A 22,948-nucleotide genomic window follows, 5' to 3' on the forward strand; every position below is an offset into this window, starting at 1 on the left:
ACCCTTCGTCCTTCGTCGAAATGAATCGCACCTAACGTGGGCACCATGCAGATCACTCGTCATGCCGAAGCCAGGGCGGTGCTCTCCGACAGCCGTTCCGCGCCGCCTCCGGTGCGTCAGGACGCTGCCGAGGGCACGCTCGCCTGGCTGCGCGCCCAGGTTTCGCGGTTCAGCACCGGCCAGGTCCACGCGGAGCGCCGCGCCGAGCTGGAGCGGCTCCTGTCTGACCTTGACCCTTCCTCGCTGCGCGCGGCCGCTCGGGCGCGGGTGCGTGGTGGTGTGTGGGCAGGCGTGCCGACGGCGGTGTTGTGCGAGGCGCTCGGGCTCGACGATCTCACCCCGCAGGTCGCCGAGGCGGCCAAGGGCTACCTGTCCGGCGAGGAGAGCCCCGACGGCGACGCCGCCGTGGCCTTGCTGCTGAAGGCGGCCACGATCCCGCAGATCACCCTGCTGCTCCAGGGGCACGCGGCCACCGAGGGCCTGATCGCCAACGCCCTGAAGCACGAGGGGCCCGTCGAGGGTGTGCTGCACGAGACGTTGCGCCATGATCCGCCGCTGCTGGTCACCCGGCGCGTGGTGGAAGGCTCCCCGGTGGAGGTCGACCTGGTCGCGGTCAACCGCGACCCATCCGTCTTTTCCGACCCGCTGGCTTTCGACGCCGGCCGTGGTCCTTCGCCCCATCTGACCTTCGGGTACGGTGTCCGACCGTGTCCCGCATCGGCGCACGCGTTCGCGATCGCCGCCGGCGTCCTCGAAGGGCTTTCCGCATGACTTTTCATGACCTGCACCGGCCGGGCGACCCGCTCCTGCTGCCCAACGCCTGGGACTACGGCTCGGCCGCGATCCTGGCCGCGCACGGCTTCCCCGCCGTCGGCACCACGAGCCTGGGCGTCGCCGCCGTGTACGGCAAGCCGGACGCCGCGGGCGCGACCAAGGCGGAGACCCTCGCGCTGGCGCGCACCCTGTGCACGCTGGGCGTCCACGTGACCGTGGACATCGAGGGCGGCTTCAGCGACTCTGCAGCCGAGGTTGGTGAGCTGGTCCAGGAGCTGGCCGCGATGGGCGTGGCGGGGGTCAACCTGGAGGACGGCAGGCCCGACGGGACGCTGCGCGACGTCGGGCTGCAGCGGGAGATCCTGGCGGCCGCCCTCGGGCACGGCGTGTTCGTCAACGCCCGCACCGACACGCACTGGCTCGGCACCGGGGACACGTTCTCGCGCCTCGACGCCTATGCGGACGCGGACGGGATCTTCGTGCCGGGCGTGTCGGACCTCGCGGAGATCGCCAAGATCGTCTCGGCTACGGCGTTGCCGGTCAACGTGCTCTACCAGCCTTCCGGGCCGTCGCTCGACGAACTGGCCTCCGTGGGGGTGGCGCGGGTCAGCACGGGGTCGTTGCTGTACCGGGCCTCGGTGCAGGCGGCGCTGTCGGCCGCGCTGGCCGTACAGGGGAAGGCCGCGGTGGGTGTGCCGTCATATGCCGACATCGTGCGGTTGCTGCCGGAGGCTTGATAATCGCATCATGCGCGTGGAGATCCTGGGATCCGCCCGGGTGTACGACGGCGACGGGCGGCCCGTCGCGCTCGGCGGGCCGCGCGTGCGCGCGCTGCTCGTCCTCCTCGCGCTGGACGCGGGGCGGGTCGTCGGGGCCGAACGGCTGGTCGACGGGCTTTATGGGGACGATCCGCCGGACGGGGTGGCCAACGCGCTGCAGTCACAGGTCTCGCGGCTGCGTCGGTCGCTGGGCAGGGAGGTGGTGGAGTTCCACCCGGCGGGCTATCGGCTGGCCGTACCGGCGGACGCGGTGGACGCGCACCGCTTCGAACGCCTGGCCACCGAGGGCTCCCAGGCCCTGACCTCCGGCGACCACGCGGCCGCCGCTTCCGTCCTGCGGCAGGCGCTGGCCGAATGGAAGGACCATGGGTCTGCCCTTGTCGACGCGCCTTTCGCGCGGGCGGCGGCCTCTCGGCTGGAGGAGCTGCGGTTGACCGCTGTCGAGGACCGCATCCAGGCGAATCTCGGGCTCGGCCATCATCGCGAGCTGGTCGCCGAGCTGCGCACCCTCACCGCCGCGCACCCCCTGCGCGAACGGCTGCGCGCCCAGCTCATGCGCGCCCTGTACGTCGGCGGCCGCCAGGCGGACGCGCTCGCCGTCTACGAGGACGCCAGACGCGCCCTCGACGACGAACTCGGCATCCTCCCAGGCCGCGAACTCGTGGAGACCCACACAGCCGTCCTCCGCGCCGACCCAATCCTGAACGTGCCAGGCCCGCCGACCGCGCATGACACACCCGCGGCGCCGGGTGCCAGGTTGGGGATCCGGGCTCCGCTCACCAGCTTCGTCGGCAGAACCGCCGACCTCGACCACCTCACCACCCTCCTCAAGGCCGCCAGACTCGTCACCCTCATCGGCCCCGGCGGCGCGGGAAAGACGCGGCTGGCCAGCGAGGCCGCCGAGCGCTCGGCAGGAGACGTGTGCTTCGTCCCCCTGGCCCCCGCCACCGGCGGCGTCGCCAGAGCGGTGCTCGACGCCCTCGGGGTGCGCGAGGCGGCCCTGATCCCCGCGGCCGACCGCCCCGCCGCCGACCCCCTGACCCGGCTGACCGGCGTCCTGGCCGGGCGCGAGCTGCTGCTCGTCCTCGACAACTGCGAGCACCTCGTCGCCGAGGCGGCCGAGGTCGCCGACCGCCTCCTGGCCGCCTGCCCCGACCTGCGCGTCCTGGCCACCAGCCGCGAGGCGCTGGGCATCACCGGCGAGACGCTCGCCCCCGTCGCCCCGCTGGCGCTGCCCAGGCACGACGCCACCGTGGCCGAGGCCCTGGCCAACCCGGCCGTCCGGCTGCTGAACGACCGCGCGTCGGCCGTCCACCCGGGTTTCGCGGTCGACGAGGGCAACGCCGCCCACGTGGTGTCCATCTGCCGGGCGCTCGACGGGCTGCCGCTGGCGATCGAGCTGGCCGCGGCCCGGCTGCGCACCCTGACCGTGGAAGAGGTCGCCGCCCGGCTCGGCGACCGGTTCAAGCTGCTGACCCGCGGCAGCCGTACGGCTCTGCCCAGGCACCAGACCCTGCGCGCGGTCGTCGCCTGGAGCTGGGACCTGCTGGAGGAGGACGAGCGGGTCCTGGCGGCGCGGCTCACCGTGTTCGCCGACGGCGCCACGCTGGAGGGCGTCGAGCGCGTCTGCGGGTTCGACGAGGACGTGCTCGCCTCCCTCGTGGACAAGTCGCTCGTCTTCGTCGACCGCGGCCGCTACCGCATGCTCGACACCATCAAGGCGTTCTGCGCCGAGCACGCGGACGGCGACCTCCGCGAGGCGCACGCCGCCTACTACCTCGACCTGGCGACCACCGCCGACCCCCACCTGCGCACCGCCGACCAGCTGGTCTGGCTGGAGCGGCTCGACGGCGAGCGCGAGGACCTGCACGCCGCGCTGCGCTGGGCGATCGACGGCGGCCGGGCCGCGTTCGGCCTGCGGCTGCTGTCGGCGCTCGCGTGTTACTGGTGGATGCGCGGGCAACGGCTGGTCAGCTCCGAGCTGGCGGGCGACCTGCTCGGCGTCGTCGGGCCCGGTCCCGTCGAGGGGATGGACGAGGAGTACGCCATGTGCGTGCTGCTCGCCGCCTCGGCAGGGGCGGTCTCCCCCGAGCTGAGCGCCCACGTGGAGGCGCTGAACGCGCCGCTGCCGTACGACCGGTTCCCCTACCGGCTGGAGTTCCTCACCCTGATGTTGCCGATGTTCACCGGCCCGCCGTCCGACTTCGACATACTCAACGACCTGCTGCCGCAGCAGGAGGAGGCGCTGACGCCGTGGATCCGCGCGCTCACCCACGCGGGTGGCGCCTTCACCTGGCAGATACGCGGGCAGGTGGACAGGGCGGCGGCCGAGTTCGAGAGGTCCATCGCCGCGTTCCGCGAGCTCGGGGAGCGCTGGGGCAGCGCCGTCGTGATCGCCGGGATGGCCGACCTCGCCAATACCGAGGGCGACCACGCCAGGGCGCTGGAGCTGTTCGACGAGGCGCTCGCGCTGGCCGGCCAGCTCGGCGCGGTGGCCGACGTGGCCGACTACCTGGGCCGGCGTGCCGAGTCCCTGGTCGCGCTCGGCGACCTGGCGCTCGCCGAGGCCGAGTACGAGCGCGCCGCCGAGCTGGCCAGGCGCACCGCGGCCGACGACGCGGCGGCCAGGGCGCACCTGGGGCTGGGCGAGCTCGCCTGGCGGCGCGGCGAGACCGGGCGCGCGCGGCTCCTGCTGGAGCAGGCGCTGGCCGAGTGCCCCGAGGACTGGTACAGCGCGGAGGACACCAGGATCCGCATCAGGCTCGCCCTGGACCGGCTGTCAGCCGCTGGTGCGTGAGCGGTCAGCGGGTGCGGCCACGCTGCGGGCATGAAGAGGAAATGGGCCAGCCTGGCCGTCGCGTGCGCCGCCACGCTCCTGCTGTCGCTCGACCTGACCGTGCTGCACCTGGCGCTGCCCAAGCTGGTGGCCGACCTGGACGCCTCGGCCACCCAACTGCTGTGGATCGGCGACGTGTACGGCTTCGCCCTGGCCGGGCTGCTCATCACCATGGGCAACCTCGGTGACCGCATCGGACGCAAGAAGCTGCTGCTGATCGGCGCCGTGGCCTTCAGCGCCGCCTCGGCGCTCACCGCCTACGCGCCGAACCCCGAGCTGCTCATCGCGGCCAGGGCGCTGCTCGGCGTGGCCGGCGCGACGATCATGCCGTCCACACTGTCGATCGTGAGGAACGTCTTCACCGACCCGGCCGAGCGCACGGCGGCCGTCGGGCTCTGGAGCGGGATGAGCGCGGCGGGCTTCGCCGTCGGGCCGGTCGTGGGCGGGCTGATGCTCGACCACTTCTGGTGGGGCTCGGTGTTCCTCATCAACCTGCCGATCATGGCGGTGGTGGTCGTCGCGGGGGCCGTCGTGCTGCCCGAGTCGCGCGGCGTCGCCGCCCGGCGCATCGACCTGGCGAGCGTGGCGCTGTCCATGGTCGGCGTCATCGCGGTCATCTACGCGGTGAAGGAGGCGTCGGTCGCGCCAGGCGTGCTCGGGGTGGCGGCGCTGGCGCTGTTCGCCTGGCGGCAGACCAGGCTCGACGAGCCGCTGATCGACGTGCGGCTCTTCCGCCGCAGGGCGTTCAGCGCCTCGATCCTGACGAACCTCCTGGCGATGTTCGTGATGATGGCGATGAGCCTGATGTTCGCCTGGTACTTCCAGCTCGTCCTCGGCTGGTCGCCGCTGCAGGCGGGCCTGGCCGGGCTGCCCGGCGGCCTGTCCGGCGCCCTGGGCGGCGTGCTGGCCGCCAGGTTGATCCCGGCGCTGGGGAGGAACGGCGTCGTGGCGTTCGGGCTGGTGCTGACGTCCGTCGCCTTCGGCTCCTACTACTTCCTGGGCACGGAGACGGCCTACCTGCCGCTGTTCCTGGCGATGCTGGTCGGGGGCGCGGGCATCGGGCTCACCTTCACCGTGAACAACGACAACGTGCTGGCCACCGCGCCCAAGGAGCGGGCGGGAGCGGCTGCCGCGGTCTCGGAGACCGCGTTCGAGCTGGGCGGGTCGCTCGGCATCGCGATCCTGGGCACGGTGCTGAACACCGTCTACGGCCGGGCCATGAACCGTCCTGGCGAGACCCTGGCGGAGACGCTGCAGGGCACCACCTCGCCCGAGGTGATCCGCCAGGCGCGGTCGGCCTTCGTCGAGGGCGTGCACGTCACCGCGCTCACGACGGCCGGCACCCTCCTCGTCGTGGCCGCGCTCGCCCTGTTCTGGCTGCGCGGGGTGCCCAAGGTCATCGAGGAAGAGGCTCTCGTACGGTGACCACGGGCTCGGGCGCCGGGCGCAGCCGCTTCATCCTGGCCAGCACCAGCACGGCGGCCGCGGCCGTCATCGACGGGGCGACGAAGAAGGCCAGGCCGGGGCCGAAGTTGTCGACGAGCTGGCCGGCGAGCGAGGCGCCCGTGGCGATGCCGAGGCCGATGGCGCCGGTCAGCAGGGTGAACGCCTCCGTGCGCACCTCGGCGGGGGTCAGCCGCTCGATGATCGTGTAGCCGGTGATCACCACGGGGGCGATGACGAACCCGGCGAGCCCGGCAGCGCCGTACAGCAGGGGCAGGGAACCGGCGAACAGCAGCGCGCCGGTCGCCAGCGCCAGGAGGCCGAGCCCGGCGGCGAGACGGACGGGCGCGGAGATCCGCCAGCGGACCGCGCCGTAGAGCAGGCCGCCGACCACGCTGGCGCCGGAGAAGGAGGCGTAGACGGCCCCGGCCGCCGCCGGTACGCCGAGCAGCGTCGTGTACGAGGTGATGCCGACCTGCAGGCTGCCGAAGACCGAGCCCATCGCCAGGAACGCGGCGGCCAGCAGGGCCACGCCGCGCAGGCCGAGCACGCCGCCGCCGGAACGCACCTTGACCGGCATCGGCTCGGGCGCCGCCGTACGGACGGTGGCGAACACCACCGTGCCGGTCACGATCAGGGCCAGCGCCACGAGCAGCGCGACCACCGGCGAGAAGCCGGTCGACAGCGCCACGAGCAGCACCGGGGCCATGGTGAAGGTCAGCTCGTCGGTGATCGACTCGGCGGCGAAGGCGGTGCCGAGCTTCTGGGAGCTGCCCAGCGAGTAGGCCCAGCGGGCCCTGACCATCGCGCCGACCTGCGGCACAGACGCGCCGGCCAGCGCGGCCGTGGCGACGAGCAGCGGGATGGAGGCGTGCGAGGAGGCCAGCAGCAGGAGCGTGCCGAGGGCGAACGCGTGCACGCCGATCTGCGGCAGCAGCACCCTGGCCTGGCCGTAGCGGTCGGCCAGGCGTCCGGTCTGCGGGCCGATGACGGCCTGGGAGATCGCGGCGGCGGCCGAGGCGATGCCGGCCGCGCCGTACGAGCCGGTGGACCACTGGACCAGCAGCAGAATGCCGAGCTGCAACATCGCGTACGGCAGGCGGGCCAGGAGGGCGGGCAGCAGGAAGCGCCACGCGCCAGGAGTGGAGAGCACGCTCAGGTAGGACTTCATCGGACACCTCCGGTAGGACCGGGGTGATACCGACATGCGGCCGCCGAGCGGTCTAGCTGTTTTGTCCATTGTATGTCAGCGCATAATTCACCCGTTGTTGACTTCAACGCTGTTGAGATTTAGCGTGTGGGACATGGACCTGATCCTGGAATTCTCGGAGATCGACGGCTCGATGCTCCCGATCGTCGGCGGCAAGGCCGCCAATCTCGGCGTCATGACCAGGGCGGGTCTGCCCGTTCCGCCCGGCCTGTGCCTCACCACCGAGGCCTACCGGCGGGTGGCCTCCGGGCTCTCCGGCGACCCTTCCACGATGCGCAAGCAGGTGCTTGAGGCGCCGGTGCCCGACGATCTCGCCGAGGTGATTCGCGCCACAGCCACCGGCCCGGTCGCCGTGCGATCGTCGGCCACGGCCGAGGACCTGCCCTACGCCAGCTTCGCCGGCCAGCAGGACACCTTCCTCAACGTCATCGGCGCGGACGCCGTGCTCGCCGCGGTGCGCAGGTGCTGGGCGTCGCTGTGGACCGACAGGGCGATCAGCTACCGCGAGGCCAACGGCATCGACCACGGCTCGGTGCGGCTCGCCGTCGTCATCCAGTCCATGGTGGACGCGCACGTCGCCGGGGTCATGTTCACCGCCAACCCGGTCACGGGGACGCGGCGGCAGGCGGTGATCGACGCGGCCCCCGGGCTCGGCGAGGCGGTCGTGTCCGGGTCGGTCAACCCCGACCACTTCGTCGTCGACCTCGACACCGGGCGGGTGCTGGAGCGGCGGCTGGGCGACAAGCTGACCTCGGTCCGCTCGCTGCCGGGCGGCGGGGTCGAGCACGTCGCCTCCGCGTCCGACGACGCGTGCGTCACCGACGAGCAGCTGCGGGCGCTGGCGGCGCTCGGGGCAGAGGTCGAGGGCGTGTACGGCGCGCCGCAGGACACCGAGTGGGCCATCGACGCCGACGGCAAGCTGTGGCTCACCCAGGCCAGGCCGATCACCACGCTCTTCCCCATTCCGGAGGGGCCCTCGGGGATGCGGGTCTTCTTCAACTTCTCCCTGGCCCAGGGCGTCTACCCGCCGCTCACCCCGATGGGCATCTCCGCTTTCCGCGCGCTCTCCTCCGGCATTTCCGGCATGTTCGGGTCGCCGGTGGCCTCGCCGCTGGGCGGGGCGCCGGTCTTCACCGAGGCAGCGGGCCGTGTCTTCGCCGACCTCACGCCCGTCATCCGCAGCAAGGCGGGGCGGGCGATCGTGCCGCGGGTGTTCGACCTCATGGAGGCCAGGTCGGCCGAGGTGATGCGCGGTCTGTTCGACGACCCGCGCTTCAGCGTCACGCAGCCGTCCATGCGGCCGTTCCTGCGGCGGGTGGCCCGCATCGCGTTCCGCTACCGCATCCCGCCGCGTGTCCTCAGGGCGCTCGTCGATCCTGCGGGCGCCCGGCGGCGCGCGTCGTCCGCCTGGCCGTTCATGAAGGAACGGCTGACGCCGCCGCCCGCCTCCGCCTCGGTGCGCGAGCGGGTGGACCACGTGGCGCGGATGTTGTACGGGCCGACGATGCCGTCGATCATCCCGCGGATGGCGCCCGCGCTGGCCGCCGGACTGGTGTCCTTCGGGCTGGCGGCGCGCCTGCTCCGGGGTACGGCGGGCGGGGACGAGCTGCAGGCGGTGTTGCGCGGCCTGCCGTACAACGTGACCACGGAGATGGACCTCGCCCTGTGGCACCTGGCGGAGGAGATCCGCCAGGACCCGGCGCTGACGGCCCGCTTCCTGTCGACCCCGCCCGCCGAGCTGGCCAGGGAACCCCTGCCCATCCTGTCCGACTTCCTGCGGACCTACGGCGACAGGGCGGTCGCGGAGATCGACATCGGCGTGCCGCGCTGGTCGGAGGACCCCACGCACGTCATCGGCATGATCGCCAACTACCTGCGCCTGGAGGACGCGTCCCTGGCTCCGTCGGCTCTCTTCACCCGGGGCGCCACCGAGGCCGAGGCGGCCATCGCGACGCTCGCACGGCGCACCGGTGGAGCGCGTGGCCGGCTGGTCCGCTTCCTGCTGGGCCGCACCAGGGAGCTGGCCGGAGTCCGCGAGCTCCCGAAGTACACCATCATCAGGGTCCTGGCCGCCCTGCGCGCCCAGCTCCTGGACATCGGCGCCACCCTCACGGCGGAGGGCGAGCTGGACGCGCCGGCCGACATCTTCTACCTGACGCTGCAGGAGGCCAGGACCCCGGCGGACTACCGCTCCCTGGTCCAGTCACGCAAGGACACCCAGGCCCAGGAGCGCCGCAGGAGGCACCTCCCGAGGATCCTGCTCTCCGACGGCACGGAACCCGAGGCGGTGGCCACCGCCTCGGCCCCCGCGGACGGCGCCCTGACCGGCACCCCGGCCTCCCCCGGCGTCGTCACCGGCGTGGCCCGCGTGGTCATGGACCCGATGGGCGCCCACCTGGAACCCGGCGAGATCCTCGTCTGCCCGTCGACCGACCCGGGCTGGACCCCGCTGTTCCTGACGGCCGGTGGCCTGGTGATGGAGATGGGCGGCGCCAACTCGCACGGCGCGGTAGTGGCCCGCGAGTACGGCATCCCCGCCGTGGTGGGCGTCGCCGGTGCGACGGACCGCATCGAAACCGGCCACACCATCACCCTCGACGGCACGTCCGGGACCGTGACCTCAGCGGTCGCTCTCGTAGGGGATGATCTCGGCGAGGGCTGAGGCTCCGCCCATGCCGTAGTCCGCGCGCAGGCGTACGTACCTGGCCGACACGCCCTTCAGGTCGACGTCGTTCGGTGCCGTCATCCTCGGCCACTGGACCTGGGTGACGTCCCTGAAGGTCGTGCCGTCGTCGCTCACCTGCACCACGCCCTTCAGGATCGTGCCGTTCATCCCGACCCGCAGCTTCGGCTGGAAGCGCACCGCGGACAGGTTCCTGATCCGGCCCGTGTCCACGGTGATGTAGTGCGGCTGCGGCACGACCTCCGGGTAGTACGAGTGGTAGTCGGTCGTCAGGTTCCCGTCGACGGCCCGGCGCGGGTCGCCGATGCCGGGCTTGAACGTGCTCGCCGTCGCGGTCAGCTCCGACGGCGGGATCCTCCTGCCGGGCGGGGGTGCGGGCCAGATCTCGCGGCCCAGCCCCGGCTCCTCGGTCACGGGCGTGCGGTCCGGGCCCGTGCCCTTCCCGCGGATCACCACGTCGGTGATCACCGCGCCGTGGTCGGAGTAGAACGGGTACGTCTGGTCCAGCGGGCTCCCCTGGTGGCGGGGCAGGCGGCGGACGTCCGCACGGGAGCCGAGCACGCGCACGTCCTTGCCCTTGGCGAAGACGTAGTCGATGCGCGCCGGCACGGCGCCGAAGCCGCTCAGCGGGCTCCACGTGCGCCCGGGGTAGAGGCCGGCGTCGGGGTTGGCGTAGCGGAAGGTGTCGAGGAAGCCCGCGTCGGTGTACAGCTTCGTGTACGGCCACGGCAGCACGACCCCGCCGTGCCCGGGAGCGTTCGCGAACTGCTCGCTCCAGTCCAGGTGCGACTGGGCGTTGAGGTCGCCGCCCATGAGCACCGGGGCGTCGTCGTCGCCGATGAAGGACGGCAGCGCCTTCTCCAGGATCGCCTTGCCCATGCCGTACCGCCGCAGGTTGTCGCCGTCGAGGATCTGCTCGATCGTCTTCGTCCTGGGCAGCCTGTGGGTGTTCTGCACGGCCGCGTCGTGGGTGTCGCCGAAGGCGTAGCCGTCGTGCCAGGTCCACATGCTGAACGCGTTGACGTGCTGGCCGTTCGGCAGGCCGAGCCGGGCGCCGCCGAGGTTGAAGGAGGAGATGTCCGCGTCGGCGTAGCGCGGGTAGACCTTCTGGATCTCGAGCTTGGTGTAGAGCCACAGGTTGTCGCCGTTGACGCTGTAGTCCTCCGGCTGGGTGAGCTGCACGCCGGAGAACCGGTCACCCTCGGCCCGCCCGGCGTTCAGGCCTTCAAGGATCTTCTGCCCGGAACCGTACCCCTCGACCACGAACAGCACGTCCGGGTTGACCTCGTTGAGGTAGTCGATCATCTGCCTGAGGTTCTCGCCGGTCGTCTCCTGGCGGTTGATCGTGCCGCCGACGAACAGGTTCCAGGCCATCAGGCGCAGCGGCGTGCCTGCGAGCTTCTCCGGCAGGGACGTGACGGCGACGTCCACCGTCACGTCCCCGGCCGGCCGGGGGAAGGGGCGGCTGCGGGCGCTCCCGTCCCGGCTGTAGACGGTGTCCCGCGCCCACACCTGGTCACCGGTCCTGACGGTGGTGACGAACTCCTCCACGTGGTGCGGGCGCCGCTTGCCCGTCGCCAAGACGGTGCAGGTCCCGCCCTGGCAGTCCAGCCGGTACGCGCCCGGCCTGGGGCCGGGATCGGCAGCGGCCGGTGCGGGTGCTGTCAGTACGGCGAGCGCCAGGACGGCGGCCATCGGGAGGATCGATCTACGCATGCGGAGTCCTCTTCGTCAGAGGCGGCAGGCGCACTATCACCGGTATGTAACTTATCTAGGCCGCCGCCACCCAGCATCATCCGCAAAGAAGATCGCGAATGCAAGAGTACGGGCGATGACTATTCATGGAATCCACGATAAAGGGCGTCAGTCGTCCAGGGTGCCCATCGTGAGGTTGAGCGTGGTGCCGGTCAGGCCGCTCGCCCGGTCGGAGGCCGCGAAGACCGCCGCGTTCGCCACCTCGTCCAGCGTCATCACCCGCCGTGTGTGCGTCATCCCGGCGAGGTACTCCTGGAACTGCTCCCAGCTCAGCCCGGTCGGCTTGGCGTCGAAGGCCTCCCGCATCGTGCCGGTCTCCGGCAGCCCGTGCGGCCGCAGCCCGACCACGCGGAGACCCTGGGGCGACAGCTCGGCCGACAGGTCGCGGGTGAGCGCCTCCTTGGCGGCCTGCGAGGCGCCGTAGCCGCCGTTGAGCCGCGTGCCGTACCGGGAGGGGAGCGCGCTGACGGTCATGATGACGCCCGACCTGTTCGGGATCATGCGCCGGGCCGCCGCGCGAGCGGTCAGGAAGTACGACGTGGTGTAGGCGGTGATCGGCAGGGCGAACCGCGCGGCGTCCATCTCGGCCAGCGGCACCCCGACGACCTGCGCGTCCGGGACGCCGACCGCGTTGAACGAGACGTCGATCCGTCCCGCCTGGTCGATCACGGACCGCAGATGCGCCTCGACGGCGTCGGCGTCGAGCGCGTCGACCTCGGCCGCCTCGGCGGAGATCTCCTTGGCGACCACCTCGACCGGCGACAGGAGGCGGCCGGTCAGGAAGAGCCTGGCCCCCTCCTTGGCGAAGGCGCGTGCCGTCGCGGCGCCGATCGCTCCGGCCGCGCCGTAGATCACCACTACCTTGTCCTGCAGCAACATCTCTGTTCCCTTCGATGGTGTGTGTCGACGGAAGAGACACCGTGCTCCGGGAAAATCGGGCGCACGCGGACCGCCCATTCGGCCGCGAGAAGGGTGTCTATAGAGGGGTGGAATCACATCTGATCTCGCGAGCGCGCTCGGGGGACGGCGAGGCGTTCCGTGAGCTGGCCGAGCCGTACCGCAGGGAGCTGCACGTGCACTGCTACCGGATGCTCGGCTCCTACCAGGACGCCGAGGACGCCCTCCAGGACACGCTTCTGACCGCCTGGCAGGGGCTCGGCGGGTTCGAGGGGCGCGCCTCGCTGCGCACCTGGCTCTACCGGATCGCCACCACCCGGTGCCTCAACGCGCGCCGCGCGGCCGGACGGCGCCCGCCGAGGGAGTGGAACATCCCGGGCATGGAGCCACCGGAGCCGACCGGGCTCAGCGAGGTCGTCTGGCTGGAGCCCTTCCCCGACGGGCCGGAGGCCCGCTACGAGCGGGCGGAGTCGATCTCGCTGGCGTTCGTGACCGCGCTGCAGGTCCTGCCGCCGCGCCAGGTCGCCGTCCTCGTGCTGCGCGACGTGCTCGGGTTCCCGGCGAGCGAGGTGGCCGAGACCCTGGACACGACGGTGGAGTCGGTCAACAGCGCGCTCAAGCGGGCGCGGGCGAGCCTTCAGCGGCGGTTGCCGCGGGACCGCGAGCCGCCGCCGCCCGCCGGGTCGCCGGTGGAGGAGGCGATCGTGGCGCGGTTCGTCAGCGCGTACGAGTCGGCGGATCTCGACGCGCTGGTGGCGCTGCTGACGGACGACGTGTTCATGTCGATGCCGCCGATGCCGCTCGAGTACCAGGGGCTGGAGGTCGTGGGGAGCTTCGTGGCGGGCATCTTCGGCGCTGGGCGGAGGTTCGACCTCGTGCCGGCGCGGGCGAACGGGCAGCCGGCGTTCGGCGCCTACCTGCGGAGCACGTCCGGCGTGCGGCACGGGACGGGTCTCATCGTGCTCGGGCTCGCGGGTGACCGGGTGTGCGCCATGACCAGGTTCGACAACAGCGTCCTGCCCTGGTTCGGGCTGCCGCGATCGCTCCCCTAGCGGGTCAGGGCGACGGGGCGGTGAGGTAGCGCTGGAGGGTGGGGGCGAGCCACTTGATGATCGCTCCCCGGTCCATCGCCACCACCGGCGGCAACTCCAGCACATAGCGGGTCAGCGCGAGCCCCAGCGTCTGGGTGGCGACCAGCCCCGCGCGGGCGGCGGCGTCGGTGGGAGCCAGGCGCGCGGCGACCGGGCCGAGTTGCTCGGCGAACAGCTGCCGCATCCGCTCGGCGGCCACCGGGTGGGTGACGGCCGCCCGCAGCAGCGCGCGCAACGTGTCGTCACCCTCCCACCGCTCCACGAAGTGCGTCGCCAGCACCACGCCGATCTGCTCGGCCGGCACGTCGGACAGGTCGGGCAGGCGCAGGTTGAACTCGGCCGCCGCGGCGAAAAGCTTCTCCTTGTTGCCGAAATAGCGCATCACCATGGCCGGGTCGATGCTCGCGTCCGCGGCGATGGCGCGGATGGTCGCTCGCTCGTATCCGTCGGCGGCGAAGCGCTCGCGGGCGGCGGTGAGGATCGCCGCCCTGGTGGCGTCGGAGCGGCGCGGCTTGTCTGCAGACTCCATGTCAACAAGTGTAGGCCAACAGGTGTTGACTTCCAATTCGCCGCGGGTTTTACTTATGCCAACAACCGTTGACATCAGGAGCGGACATGGATGAGGTCATCGTGGTGGGCGCCGGTCCCACCGGACTGCTGCTCGCGGGCGACCTGGCAGAGGCGGGCGTCAAGGTGACGGTGCTGGAGCGGCGCGACGGCGACGTGTCGAACATGTCGCGCGCGTTCGGCGTCCACGCCAGGACCCTGGAGGTGCTCGACGCCCGCGGGCTGGCCGACGAGCTCGAGACGACCAGCGTGGCGCACGTCCAGAACGCCCGGCTGTTCGACAAGGTGCACGTCGACTTCGGCAAGCTGAAGAGCCGGTTCCCCTACCTGCTGATCACCGCGCAGTACAACGTGGAGCGGGTGCTGCTGGAGCGCGCGGTCAAGGCGGGCGTGACCTTCGTCTACGGCGCCGAGGTCACCGGGCTGACCCAGGACGCGGAAGGCGTCACGGTCGAGCTCAAGGACGCGCCCAGCAGGAGGGCCGCCTACGTCGTCGGCGCCGACGGGATCAAGAGCGCGGTGCGCAAGGCGCTCGGCTCGCCGTACCCGGGACGCTCGGTCCTCAAGTCGATCATGCTGGCCGACGTGCAGCTGTCCGAGACCCCGCCGGACACCCTGACGGTGAACGGGCACGGCAGCGAGTTCGCCTTCCTGGCGCCGTTCGGCGACGGGTGGTGGCGCATCTTCTGCTGGGACCGCACCCGTGACGTGCCCGACGACGCCCCCATCGAGCTCGACGAGATCCGCGAGGTGACCAGGCGCGCCCTGGGCAGCGACTTCGGCATGCACGACGCGCGCTGGATGTCGCGCTTCCACAGCGACGAGCGCCAGGTGCCCGAGTACCGGATCGGCCGCGTCTTCCTGGCCGGGGACGCGGCGCACTGCCACTCCCCCGCGGGCGGCATGGGCATGAACACCGGTCTCCAGGACGCGGCCAACCTGAGCTGGAAGCTCGTCTCGGTGCTGCGCGGCGCGCCCGACGAGCTGCTGGACACCTACCAGGCCGAGCGCCACCCCATCGGCAAGGAGGTGGTGCGGCTGAGCGGCACGATCATCAGGCTCGCCATGATCCAGTCGCCGGTCCTGCGCTGGGTGCGCGGCCTGGTCGGTGGCCTGGTGTCGCGGATCCCCGCGGTTCAGAAGCAGATGCTCGGCAGGATGAGCGGCGTCGGCTTCACCTACCCCGGCCACCCGCGCGCGGCCGACGTGGACCTGCCCGACGGCACCAGGCTCTACGAGGCGCTGCGCGGGGGCCACTTCGTCCTGCTGACGGAGGGCACCCCGGAGATCACCGACGACAGGCTGACCGTCAAGCGGGTGCCCGGCCCCACGACCCTGGTCCGCCCCGACGGCTACACCGCCGACCCGGCGACCCTCAGGACGTTGCTCGGTCGTAGCTGACCCGCGAGGTGGCGACGTACTCCCGGTGCTCCTCCGCCCACCCGATCAGCGAGCTGACCTCGACCGACAGCGTCTCGCCCACCGGCGTCAGCGCGTAGTCGACCCGGGGCGGCGAGGTGGGGGTGACCGTACGGACCACCAGCCCGTCACGTTCGAGGCTGCGCAGGGTCAGCGTGAGCATCCGCTGCGAGATCCCCTCGATGCTGTGCTGCAGCTCCGAGTAGCGCATGGACCGGCCGCCGAGCAGCGACATGACCAGCACGCTCCACTTGTCCCCCACCCGGTCGAGCACGTCGCGCAACTGGCAACGAACATCGGTGTGCGGTACGCGGGGCGAAGTGCCTTCTTCCCTCATCTCCGCATTGTGACCCACACTCGAGGCACGCACAAATCGTGTGGTTAGGAGAAAAAATGCGTGCTGTTGCTTTTGACGACTTCGGCGGGGAACCCACGCTCACCGACCTGCCGGTCCCCCAGGCGGGACCCGGCGAGGTGCTGGTCAAGGTGGTCTCGTCCTCGGTCAACGGGTTCGACCTCGGCGTGATCGGCGGCTACCTCAAGGGGATCTACGAGTACGAGTTCCCCGTCGTGGTCGGCAAGGACTTCGCCGGTACGGTCGCCGCCACCGGCCCTGGCGTGACCGCCTTCGCCCCCGGCGACGAGGTGTTCGGCGTCGTCATGCGCCCCACCCTCGGCCAGGGCGGTTTCGCCGAGTACGTGGTGGTTCCCGAGGGGTACGGCATCGCCAGGCTCCCCGAGGGCCTGGACCACTCCAGGGCGGGCGCGCTGGGCCTGGCGGGCACGGCTGCGCTCAACGCGGTCGACGCCGTCTCGCTCGAAGAGGGCGAGACCGTGCTCGTGTCCGGCGCGACCGGCGGCGTGGGAGCGTACGCGATCCAGCTCGCTGCGGCGCGCGGGGCGACGGTCATCGCCACCGCCAGGCCGGGCGAGGAGGCCGCGTTCGTGCTCGGCCTGGGCGCGGCGCACGCGGTCGACCACGCCGACCTGGCCGCGCAGGTCCGCGCGCTCGCCCCGAACGGGGTGCACGCGGCGCTGCACCTGGCCGGCGACGGCGCGGAGGTGGCCGGGCTGCTGGTCGAGGGCGGCAGGTTCGCCACGACCATCCACTTCACGCCGGAGACCCCGGGCGTCAAGGCGACCGCGATCATGGCGGACCCGTCCGAGGCGACGCTGTCGAAGCTCGCGGCCCACGTGACCGGCGGGACGCTGCGGGTACCGGTGGCCCGGGTGTACCCGCTGGCCGAGTCCGGCCGGGCGATCGCCGACTTCGCCGCGGGCACGCTCGGCAAGCTCGCCGTCAGCGTGTGACCGATTCCTGCAAGACCCCGGCCGGGAGTCGTCGCAGGATGGAGACATGAACGCTGCTGACTTCATGGCCGGGCACGCGCGGCTGCTCGACCGCCGCCGGTTCCAGCTCCTCATGGGCGAGATCGACGCCGCGGGGGTGCTCGCGGCCCTGAACGGCTACCGCAACCCGGACGGCGGTTACGGCTGGGGGCTGGAGCCCGACCTGCGCGCGCCGGAGAGCCAGCCGGGCGCCGCGCTGCACGCCTTCGAGGTGTTCGCCGAGCTGCCGCCCGCGCGGGAGGCGGTCGAGCTGTGCGACTGGCTCGACTCGGTGTCGCTGCCCGACGGCGGCCTGCCGTTCGCGCTGCCCGTCTCCACCGCGGCCGGGACCGCGCCGTGGTGGAGGGGGCCGGACGCGGGCGAGTCCTCGTTGCAGATCACCGCCATCTCGGCCGCCTGGGCGTACCGGGTGCCCGGCCTCGCCGACCACCCCTGGCTGGCCCGCGCCACCCGCTACTGCCTGGACGCCGTCGACGCGCTGAACGAGGCGCCGCACGCCTACATCCTGCTGTTCGCCGTGCGCCTGCTCGACGAGCTGGGCGACACCGAGCGCCTGGACCGGCTGGCCAAGCACATCCCTGCCGACGGACGGGTGCGGGTGCAGGGCGGCACGGAGGCGGAGTCGCTGCACCCGCTCGACTTCGCCCCCTACCCTGGCACTCCGGCCCGCGCCCTGTTCACCCCCGAGGTCGTCGAGGCGGACCTCGACCGCCTCGCCGCGCTCCAGCAGGAGGACGGCGGCTGGGTGGTCGACTACGCGGTGATCTCCCCGGCGGGCGCGCTCGACTGGCGCGGCGCCACCACCGTCAGGGCCGTCGAGATCCTCAGGGCGAACGGCCGTCTCTGAGGCTGGCCGCCGCCTTGAGCGTACGGAGCACGGGTGCGGTCTCGATGCGGGTGATCGCGTCGAAGGCGAGGCGGCGGGTGAGGTAGTGGTGCAGCGCCTCGGCGTCGCGGCAGAGCACGTGCGCGAACAGGTTCGACGACCCGGTCGTCGAGGCCACCACGGCGAGCTCGTCGTGCGTCGCCAGCTCCACCGCCACCTCGTCCAGGCGCGCTGGGGCGACCGACATCCACAACATGGCCGACACGGTGATCCCGAAGAGCGCCGGGTCGATGTCGACGTCGAAGAAGAGCGTCCCGGCGGCGCGCAGCTCGGTGAGCCGCCGCGCGACCGTGGACGCCGACCACCCGGTGGCCGCGGCGAGCTCGGTGTAGCTGGCCCGGCCGTCCTTCCTGAGTACGGCCAGCAACGCGTGGTCCGCCGCCCCGAGCGTCGCGCCCGCGCCCTCTGCCGGGACCCGCAGCGCTTCCTGCTGCTCCGGGGTCAGGACGTCGACCCGGCCGCGCCAGGCGATGGGACCGCCCAGGTACAGGTGCAGCAGGTAGTGGGCGGAGACGGCGGTGATGCTCGACGTGCGCGGGATGTCGCGAAGGAGCAGGGCGTGCGCGTCTCCGGGTGCGGTCTGGATGATCGCGGCGATCTCGGTGCCGCCCGAAGTGAGCCGCACCCATGAGGTGTCCTGCCGCCTGGCGAGCGTGTGGGCGATGTCCTGCGCCGTGGCCGCCGCCGCGGTGATGCGCACGAGCCAGAGCTGGCGGCTGGTGAGCGCGGCGTCGGCCAGCCCGACCACGCGCAGCCCCGCCGAGGCGTGCAGGCGGCGGTAGCGCCGCAACACGGTCTGCGGCGAGGTGCCCAGCACGGCTGCCACGGTCGTGAACGGGGCCCGCGCGTCGATCTGCAGCGCGTGCACCAACGCGCGGTCGAGATCATCGAGCATGTACATATCCCGCAGAATATCCACTCTTTTTGGCATATATCCGCGCCTAGGCCGTCGAGAGTGGAGGCATTGGCGGGCGTCGCCCCAAGGTGTGGGGCATGAAGACCAAAGGGCTCGCGGCGCTGCTCGTCGCCGAAGCGATGAACCTCCTCGACACCACCGTCGTCCAGGTCGCAGGACCGGTGATCCACCGGGAGCTGGGCGGCTCGCTCACCGACATCCAGTGGTTCAGCGCCGCCTACACCATGGCCTTCGCCCTCCTGCTGATCACCGGCGGGCGCCTGGGCGACCTGGCCGGGCGCAGGCGGGTGTTCCTGATCGGCGTGTCGGTGTTCCTGCTCGCCTCGCTCGGCTGCGCCCTCGCCCCCTCGGCCGGGGCGCTGATCGGGTTGCGCGCGCTGCAGGGCGGGGCGGCCGCGCTGGTCATCCCGCAGACGTTCGGGCTGATCAAGGCCATGTTCGACGGCAGGCAGCTGTCCAGGGCGCTCGGCAGCATCGGGCCGGTCATGGGCCTGGCCGCGGTGTCCGGTCCCGTGCTCGGCGGGCTGCTCACGCACACCGTGAGCTGGCGCGCGGCGTTCCTGATCAACCTGCCGCTCGGGGTGGCCGTGCTCGTCGCCGCCCGGCACCTGCCGGAGGACCGGGCGCCGGAACGGCCGGGCCTCGACCTGGCGGGCACCGCGCTGGGCATGATCGGCATCGGACTCGTGGTGTATCCGCTCATCCAGCCGGCGCCGAAGTGGCTGGTCGCGGTCGGCGTCGCCGTACTCGCCTGGTTCTGCCTGCACCAGCGGCGGCGGACGCCGGGACTGTTCACCGGGTCGGCATTCCCCGCCGCGCTGGTCACCTCGACGTTGTTCTTCGCCGTCACGACCGGGCTGATGTTCACCGTCGTGCTGCACCAGCAGCTCGCGCTCGGCAAGGACGTGCTCGCCGCCGGGCTCACGCTGCTGCCCTGGTCGCTGGGGCTGGCCGTGTCCTCATGGGTGGCCGGGGCCTATCTGGTGCCCAGATACGGCTCCCGCGTCATGTTCGCCGGACTGGCCTGCCTGCTCCTCGCCCCGTGGACGCTGCTCGTGGCGGGCGTCGGCGTCGGGCTGTTCACCGCGCCGTTCTTCACCGCCGCGCTGGGCGAGGTCAAGCCGCAGGACACCGGGGCGGCCGCCGGGCTGCTCAACGCGGTGCAGCAGGTGGGCGGCACGCTCGGCGTCGCCGTACTCGGCGGGGTCTACCTCGCCGGGTCGCTCACCGCGGCCTTCTGGACGGCCGCCGCACTGCTGGCGGCCACCGCGGTGAGCGCTGCCGTCATGTCCTAGAGCTGGGCCCCGCGCAGCCCGGCGCACGGCCTGGTCCTCATCGGGCGGAGCGCGTCGAGGCGCTGTCCGATGAGCCTGGCCAGGCCCTCGATGGCGGCGATCCCGCTGCCCTCGCCAGCCTGGAGGTCCGTCTGCACCGACATGAGCAGGTCGCGGTCAGGTCCCGTGATGCGGCCGTAGCTGGTGACCGCCCAGGTGTTGTGGATGAACGGCCGCGGCGTCCAGCCGTTCTTCAGCGCCACCCGGTCGCCCGGCCTGGCCGCCGCGCTGACACCCCACCGCTGGTCGGGCTCCACCCGGCCCATGAGGTCGAGCACCAGCCGCCGCTCGGCCGTGCGCAGCCCGGAACCACCGCCCCTGACCAGCACCTTGAGCAGCCTGATCCGGTCGGCGGGGCTGGTGTTGGTGCCGCCCCAGTATTTGCTCGGCCCGGGAACCGTCTCGCGCAGCCCGGCGCTGCGGTAGAAGCGGCCCATGCCCGAGCCGGCGCCGACCCGCCACCACAGCGCGTCGGCCGCCGAGTTGTCGCTGTGCCTGATCATGCGGCTGGCCAGGTCGCTCTCGCCGCCGGACAGCCCGCTGCGGCGCTGCAGCAGCGCGGTGAGGATGTCGACCTTCGCGCCGCTGGCGGTGATCATGCCGTTCTCGTGCTCGCGGTGGCCCAGCCTGATCCCGGTCACGAGGTCCTGGGCGCTGTAGACGATGCGGCCGCTCTGCCTGGCGATGTAGCGGCCGATGTCGCGCTCCAGCTTCCCCAGCGCACCCGCACTAGCCACCTTGTCCCGATATTTCACGAGACAGGGTGGGGTGAGGGCCGCGGCCTTCACCGGGAGCACGATCTCCGGCTGCTGGGCGGCGCACCCGGCCGCCATCAGGGCCACAGCGGCCCACCATCCACGACGCATACCTCCAGTGGATCTCGCTGGACGGGATCACCGCAGGTCAGCGCGCCGATCTTGCCCGCATCTTGGTCAGAGGTATTCGCGCAGGAAGCCGACCGTGGCCGACACGGCCTGGGAGACGTACGGCTCCACGTCGTAGAGGTCGACGTGTTGCTTGGCGTCGAGCCAGACCAGCCGCTTGGGCTCGTCGAGCCGCTTGAACGCCTCCTCGGCTCCCTCGGGCGAGCAGAAGCGGTCGATCACGCCGTGCACGATCAGCGCGGGCTTGGGCGACAGGAAGTCGGCGCCCATCATGTTGTCGACCGTGATCAGCTCGCGGATGCTGGCCCTGGTGACCTCGTTGCTCCAGTGCGGCGAGGCCGACCGCTCGGTGCCGTAGTAGGCGAACGGCTCGTCGCCCGGCATCGCCGCCTCCCCCTCCTCGGCCACGACGGGCAGGTATTCCACCGCCCCGCCCAGGTCCTCGCGCTCCTGGATCTCGGCGAAACCGGCGAGCACCGCCGGGTAGTCCATGCCCGACCGCATCGAGTAGGGGTTGTTGTAGGCGCCCGCGATGCCCGCGAACACCTTCACCCTCGGCTCGAAGGCCGCGAACTTCAGCGCGTAGCCGCCGCCCAGGCAGATGCCGACCGCGCCGATCCGCTCGCCGTCCACCTCGGGCCTGCCGCGCAGGAACGACACGGCCGAGCGCAGGTCGTGCAGCTTGCCCTGCGGGTCCTCGTGGCGTCGCGGCTCGCCGCCCGACTCGCCCCAGTTGCGGTGGTCGAAGGCCAGCGTGGCATATCCCTCGGCGGCCAGCCGCTCCGCGTAGAGACCGGTGACCTGGTCGCGCACGCCGGTGAACGGCCCGGTGAAGACCAGCGCGGGCGCGGGCCCGTCGCCCTCGGGCAGGCGCAGGTCACCGACCAGGGTGACGCCGTCGGACGGGAACTCGACTCTCATGCGCTCAAGTCTGTACGGCCCGCGTCCCCCTGGCCAACCCGGAGACCAGGCTGTCGTCCGACTCGCGCTACCAGCCGGCGCGCCTTCCCGCCGACGAACGGTGGGTCGGTCCCGACCCCAGCGCGCACGGCCCGGACAGCAAGGTCGCGTTCATCTGCTGATTCGACGTAACGTAATCGGCCGATGTCGCTATGTATCCATCGTGGGGGAACACACGAGGGAAACGAACTGGCGCAGGCGCGGACTCATCAGCGTGGGTGTGCTCACCGGGCTGGCCGTGGCGCTGTGGAGCATCAACCTGGTCAGGGCGTCGCAGGCGTGCGCCGCCGAACCCGAACCCGAGCAGACGGGCAGCGCGCTGGTGTACGGCGGGCACGTCGACGGCAACTGCTCGCTGACGGGGGCCACGCGGGGCGAGCTTTTCGCGTCGGTGTCGACGCGGGAGTACGCGGGGTCGCTGGCCTGCGGGTCGTACCTCGAGGTCAAGGGGCCGCGGGGGACGGCGAGGGTGCAGGTGGTCGACCGCTGCCCCGGGTGCCGTGAGGGGCAACTCGACCTCAACCGGGCGGCGTTCGCGCGGATCGGGGACATCGGGAAGGGGTTGGCGGAGGTGACGTATCGCCAGATACGCGACCCGAAGCCGGTCAGGCCGCTGGCCTTCCGGGTCAAGGCGGGCTCCACCACGGGCTGGGCGGCCGTGCAGGTGATCGACCACGGCAACCCGCTGCGGTCGGTTGAACTGCGCGACGGCAAGGACTGGCACGGGTTGCGGCGCGGCTATGACAACTACTGGGTGACCACTTCAGGCGCCGATGACCGCTTCGACGTCAGGGTCACCGACGTCCAGGGGCGGACCAGCACCGTCAAGGGCCTGCGCCTCAGCCCCGGCCACATCCAGAAGACCAAGCTCAAGCTGTACGGCACGACGCCCAAACCAACCCCGACGCCGACCCTGACCCCGACGATCAGCCCGACCCCCACACCGGACCCACTCACCGCCCCTGAACACGCCCCGCTCCCACCCACCCCGAAGAGCAGCTGCTGACCTCAGACGCCATGGACCCTTCGGAGATCATGACCCCTTGAGTCCACCGCCCCTTTCGGGGATCACAGACCTCCCGGGGCGGTGACCTTTCGGGGGTCATCTGCTCCCTCCGAGGGGCCGCGGCCCCTCCAGGGACCACCGCCCCAGCGGGCCCGAAA

18 protein-coding genes and 1 pseudogene are annotated in these 22,948 nt (G+C 72.1%); 11 read left to right on the top strand and 8 right to left on the bottom strand.

Annotated features, from left to right (window positions below; translation table 11 throughout):
- Window positions 1-45: 45 nt before the first annotated feature.
- Genes ACIBG8_RS18415 through ACIBG8_RS18430 form a run of 4 tightly spaced genes read left to right on the top strand, consistent with a single transcriptional unit; the run spans window position 46 to window position 5,814 of the window.
- Window positions 46-771 (top strand): hypothetical protein, encoded by a 726-nt coding sequence (locus tag ACIBG8_RS18415; RefSeq protein ID WP_397344024.1) that lies wholly within the window; start codon window positions 46-48, stop codon window positions 769-771.
- On the top strand, window positions 768-1,511 hold the full coding sequence (locus ACIBG8_RS18420) for an isocitrate lyase/phosphoenolpyruvate mutase family protein (protein WP_397344025.1): 744 nt from the start codon (window positions 768-770) through the stop codon (window positions 1,509-1,511). Before ACIBG8_RS18415 ends, ACIBG8_RS18420 begins: the two co-directional genes overlap by 4 nt.
- A 10-nt stretch (window positions 1,512-1,521) precedes the next feature.
- Window positions 1,522-4,350 (top strand): BTAD domain-containing putative transcriptional regulator, encoded by a 2,829-nt coding sequence (locus ACIBG8_RS18425; protein WP_397344026.1) that lies wholly within the window; start codon window positions 1,522-1,524, stop codon window positions 4,348-4,350.
- Between the two features lie 30 nt (window positions 4,351-4,380).
- Window positions 4,381-5,814, top strand: a complete 1,434-nt coding sequence (locus ACIBG8_RS18430) for an MFS transporter (RefSeq protein ID WP_397344027.1) — start codon at window positions 4,381-4,383, stop codon at window positions 5,812-5,814.
- Here the strand turns inward: ACIBG8_RS18430 and ACIBG8_RS18435 are convergent.
- Entirely contained in the window at window positions 5,786-7,003 is a 1,218-nt protein-coding gene (locus ACIBG8_RS18435) for an MFS transporter (RefSeq protein WP_397344028.1), read from the bottom strand. The genes ACIBG8_RS18430 and ACIBG8_RS18435 overlap by 29 nt on opposite strands.
- A gap of 133 nt (window positions 7,004-7,136) precedes the next feature.
- Between ACIBG8_RS18435 and ACIBG8_RS18440 the strand changes: the two genes are divergently transcribed.
- Window positions 7,137-9,704, top strand: coding sequence for a PEP/pyruvate-binding domain-containing protein (locus ACIBG8_RS18440; protein WP_397344029.1), 2,568 nt, complete (start codon window positions 7,137-7,139; stop codon window positions 9,702-9,704).
- On the opposite strand, the gene ACIBG8_RS18445 is transcribed toward ACIBG8_RS18440, so the two are convergent.
- Entirely contained in the window at window positions 9,663-11,441 is a 1,779-nt protein-coding gene (locus ACIBG8_RS18445; protein ID WP_397344030.1) for a discoidin domain-containing protein, read from the bottom strand. The genes ACIBG8_RS18440 and ACIBG8_RS18445 overlap by 42 nt on opposite strands.
- A 147-nt stretch (window positions 11,442-11,588) precedes the next feature.
- Window positions 11,589-12,359 carry an SDR family NAD(P)-dependent oxidoreductase gene (locus tag ACIBG8_RS18450; RefSeq protein ID WP_397344031.1) on the bottom strand — a complete coding sequence of 257 codons (771 nt, stop codon included), beginning with the start codon at window positions 12,357-12,359 and terminating at the stop codon, window positions 11,589-11,591.
- A 107-nt stretch (window positions 12,360-12,466) separates the two neighbouring features.
- Between ACIBG8_RS18450 and ACIBG8_RS18455 the strand changes: the two genes are divergently transcribed.
- A complete protein-coding gene (locus ACIBG8_RS18455) occupies window positions 12,467-13,429 on the top strand; it encodes a sigma-70 family RNA polymerase sigma factor (protein ID WP_397344032.1) in 963 nt (320 codons plus the stop codon).
- Between the two features lie 4 nt (window positions 13,430-13,433).
- Here ACIBG8_RS18455 and ACIBG8_RS18460 read toward each other — a convergent pair whose 3' ends face one another.
- Window positions 13,434-13,997, bottom strand: a complete 564-nt coding sequence (locus ACIBG8_RS18460) for a TetR family transcriptional regulator (RefSeq protein WP_397344033.1) — start codon at window positions 13,995-13,997, stop codon at window positions 13,434-13,436.
- Between the two features lie 86 nt (window positions 13,998-14,083).
- Here ACIBG8_RS18460 and ACIBG8_RS18465 point away from each other — a divergent pair, with 86 nt between their 5' ends.
- Entirely contained in the window at window positions 14,084-15,436 is a 1,353-nt protein-coding gene (locus ACIBG8_RS18465) for an FAD-dependent monooxygenase (RefSeq protein WP_397344034.1), read from the top strand.
- Here ACIBG8_RS18465 and ACIBG8_RS18470 read toward each other — a convergent pair.
- Window positions 15,411-15,791 carry a winged helix-turn-helix transcriptional regulator gene (locus ACIBG8_RS18470; RefSeq protein ID WP_397344035.1) on the bottom strand — a complete coding sequence of 127 codons (381 nt, stop codon included), beginning with the start codon at window positions 15,789-15,791 and terminating at the stop codon, window positions 15,411-15,413. The genes ACIBG8_RS18465 and ACIBG8_RS18470 overlap by 26 nt on opposite strands.
- A gap of 56 nt (window positions 15,792-15,847) precedes the next feature.
- Here ACIBG8_RS18470 and ACIBG8_RS18475 point away from each other — a divergent pair, with 56 nt between their 5' ends.
- On the top strand, window positions 15,848-16,765 hold the full coding sequence (locus ACIBG8_RS18475; protein WP_397344036.1) for an NADP-dependent oxidoreductase: 918 nt from the start codon (window positions 15,848-15,850) through the stop codon (window positions 16,763-16,765).
- Window positions 16,766-16,811: 46 nt separating this feature from the next.
- Window positions 16,812-17,651 (top strand): hypothetical protein, encoded by an 840-nt coding sequence (locus tag ACIBG8_RS18480; RefSeq protein WP_397344037.1) that lies wholly within the window; start codon window positions 16,812-16,814, stop codon window positions 17,649-17,651.
- Here the strand turns inward: ACIBG8_RS18480 and ACIBG8_RS18485 are convergent.
- Entirely contained in the window at window positions 17,629-18,591 is a 963-nt protein-coding gene (locus ACIBG8_RS18485) for an Lrp/AsnC family transcriptional regulator (RefSeq protein WP_397344038.1), read from the bottom strand. The two genes, ACIBG8_RS18480 and ACIBG8_RS18485, sit on opposite strands and share 23 nt — an antisense overlap.
- A gap of 92 nt (window positions 18,592-18,683) precedes the next feature.
- Here ACIBG8_RS18485 and ACIBG8_RS18490 point away from each other — a divergent pair, with 92 nt between their 5' ends.
- The gene (locus tag ACIBG8_RS18490; RefSeq protein WP_397344039.1) at window positions 18,684-19,901 is read left to right on the top strand and encodes an MFS transporter; all 1,218 of its coding nucleotides are present in this window, start codon (window positions 18,684-18,686) and stop codon (window positions 19,899-19,901) included.
- Here ACIBG8_RS18490 and ACIBG8_RS18495 read toward each other — a convergent pair.
- Window positions 19,898-20,806, bottom strand: a complete 909-nt coding sequence (locus tag ACIBG8_RS18495; protein WP_397344040.1) for a serine hydrolase — start codon at window positions 20,804-20,806, stop codon at window positions 19,898-19,900. The two genes, ACIBG8_RS18490 and ACIBG8_RS18495, sit on opposite strands and share 4 nt — an antisense overlap.
- Before the next feature lie 66 nt (window positions 20,807-20,872).
- Window positions 20,873-21,751 (bottom strand): annotated as a pseudogene (locus ACIBG8_RS18500) (alpha/beta hydrolase); the annotation flags it as partial.
- Window positions 21,752-21,947: 196 nt separating this feature from the next.
- On the opposite strand from ACIBG8_RS18500, the gene ACIBG8_RS18505 reads away from it, so the two are divergent.
- Window positions 21,948-22,790: an expansin EXLX1 family cellulose-binding protein gene (locus tag ACIBG8_RS18505; protein ID WP_397344041.1), complete on the top strand. Its 843-nt coding sequence runs from the start codon at window positions 21,948-21,950 to the stop codon at window positions 22,788-22,790.
- Window positions 22,791-22,948: the final 158 nt, after the last annotated feature.

Source organism: Nonomuraea sp. NPDC050556, assembly GCF_044457355.1.
GTDB lineage: Bacteria > Actinomycetota > Actinomycetes > Streptosporangiales > Streptosporangiaceae > Nonomuraea.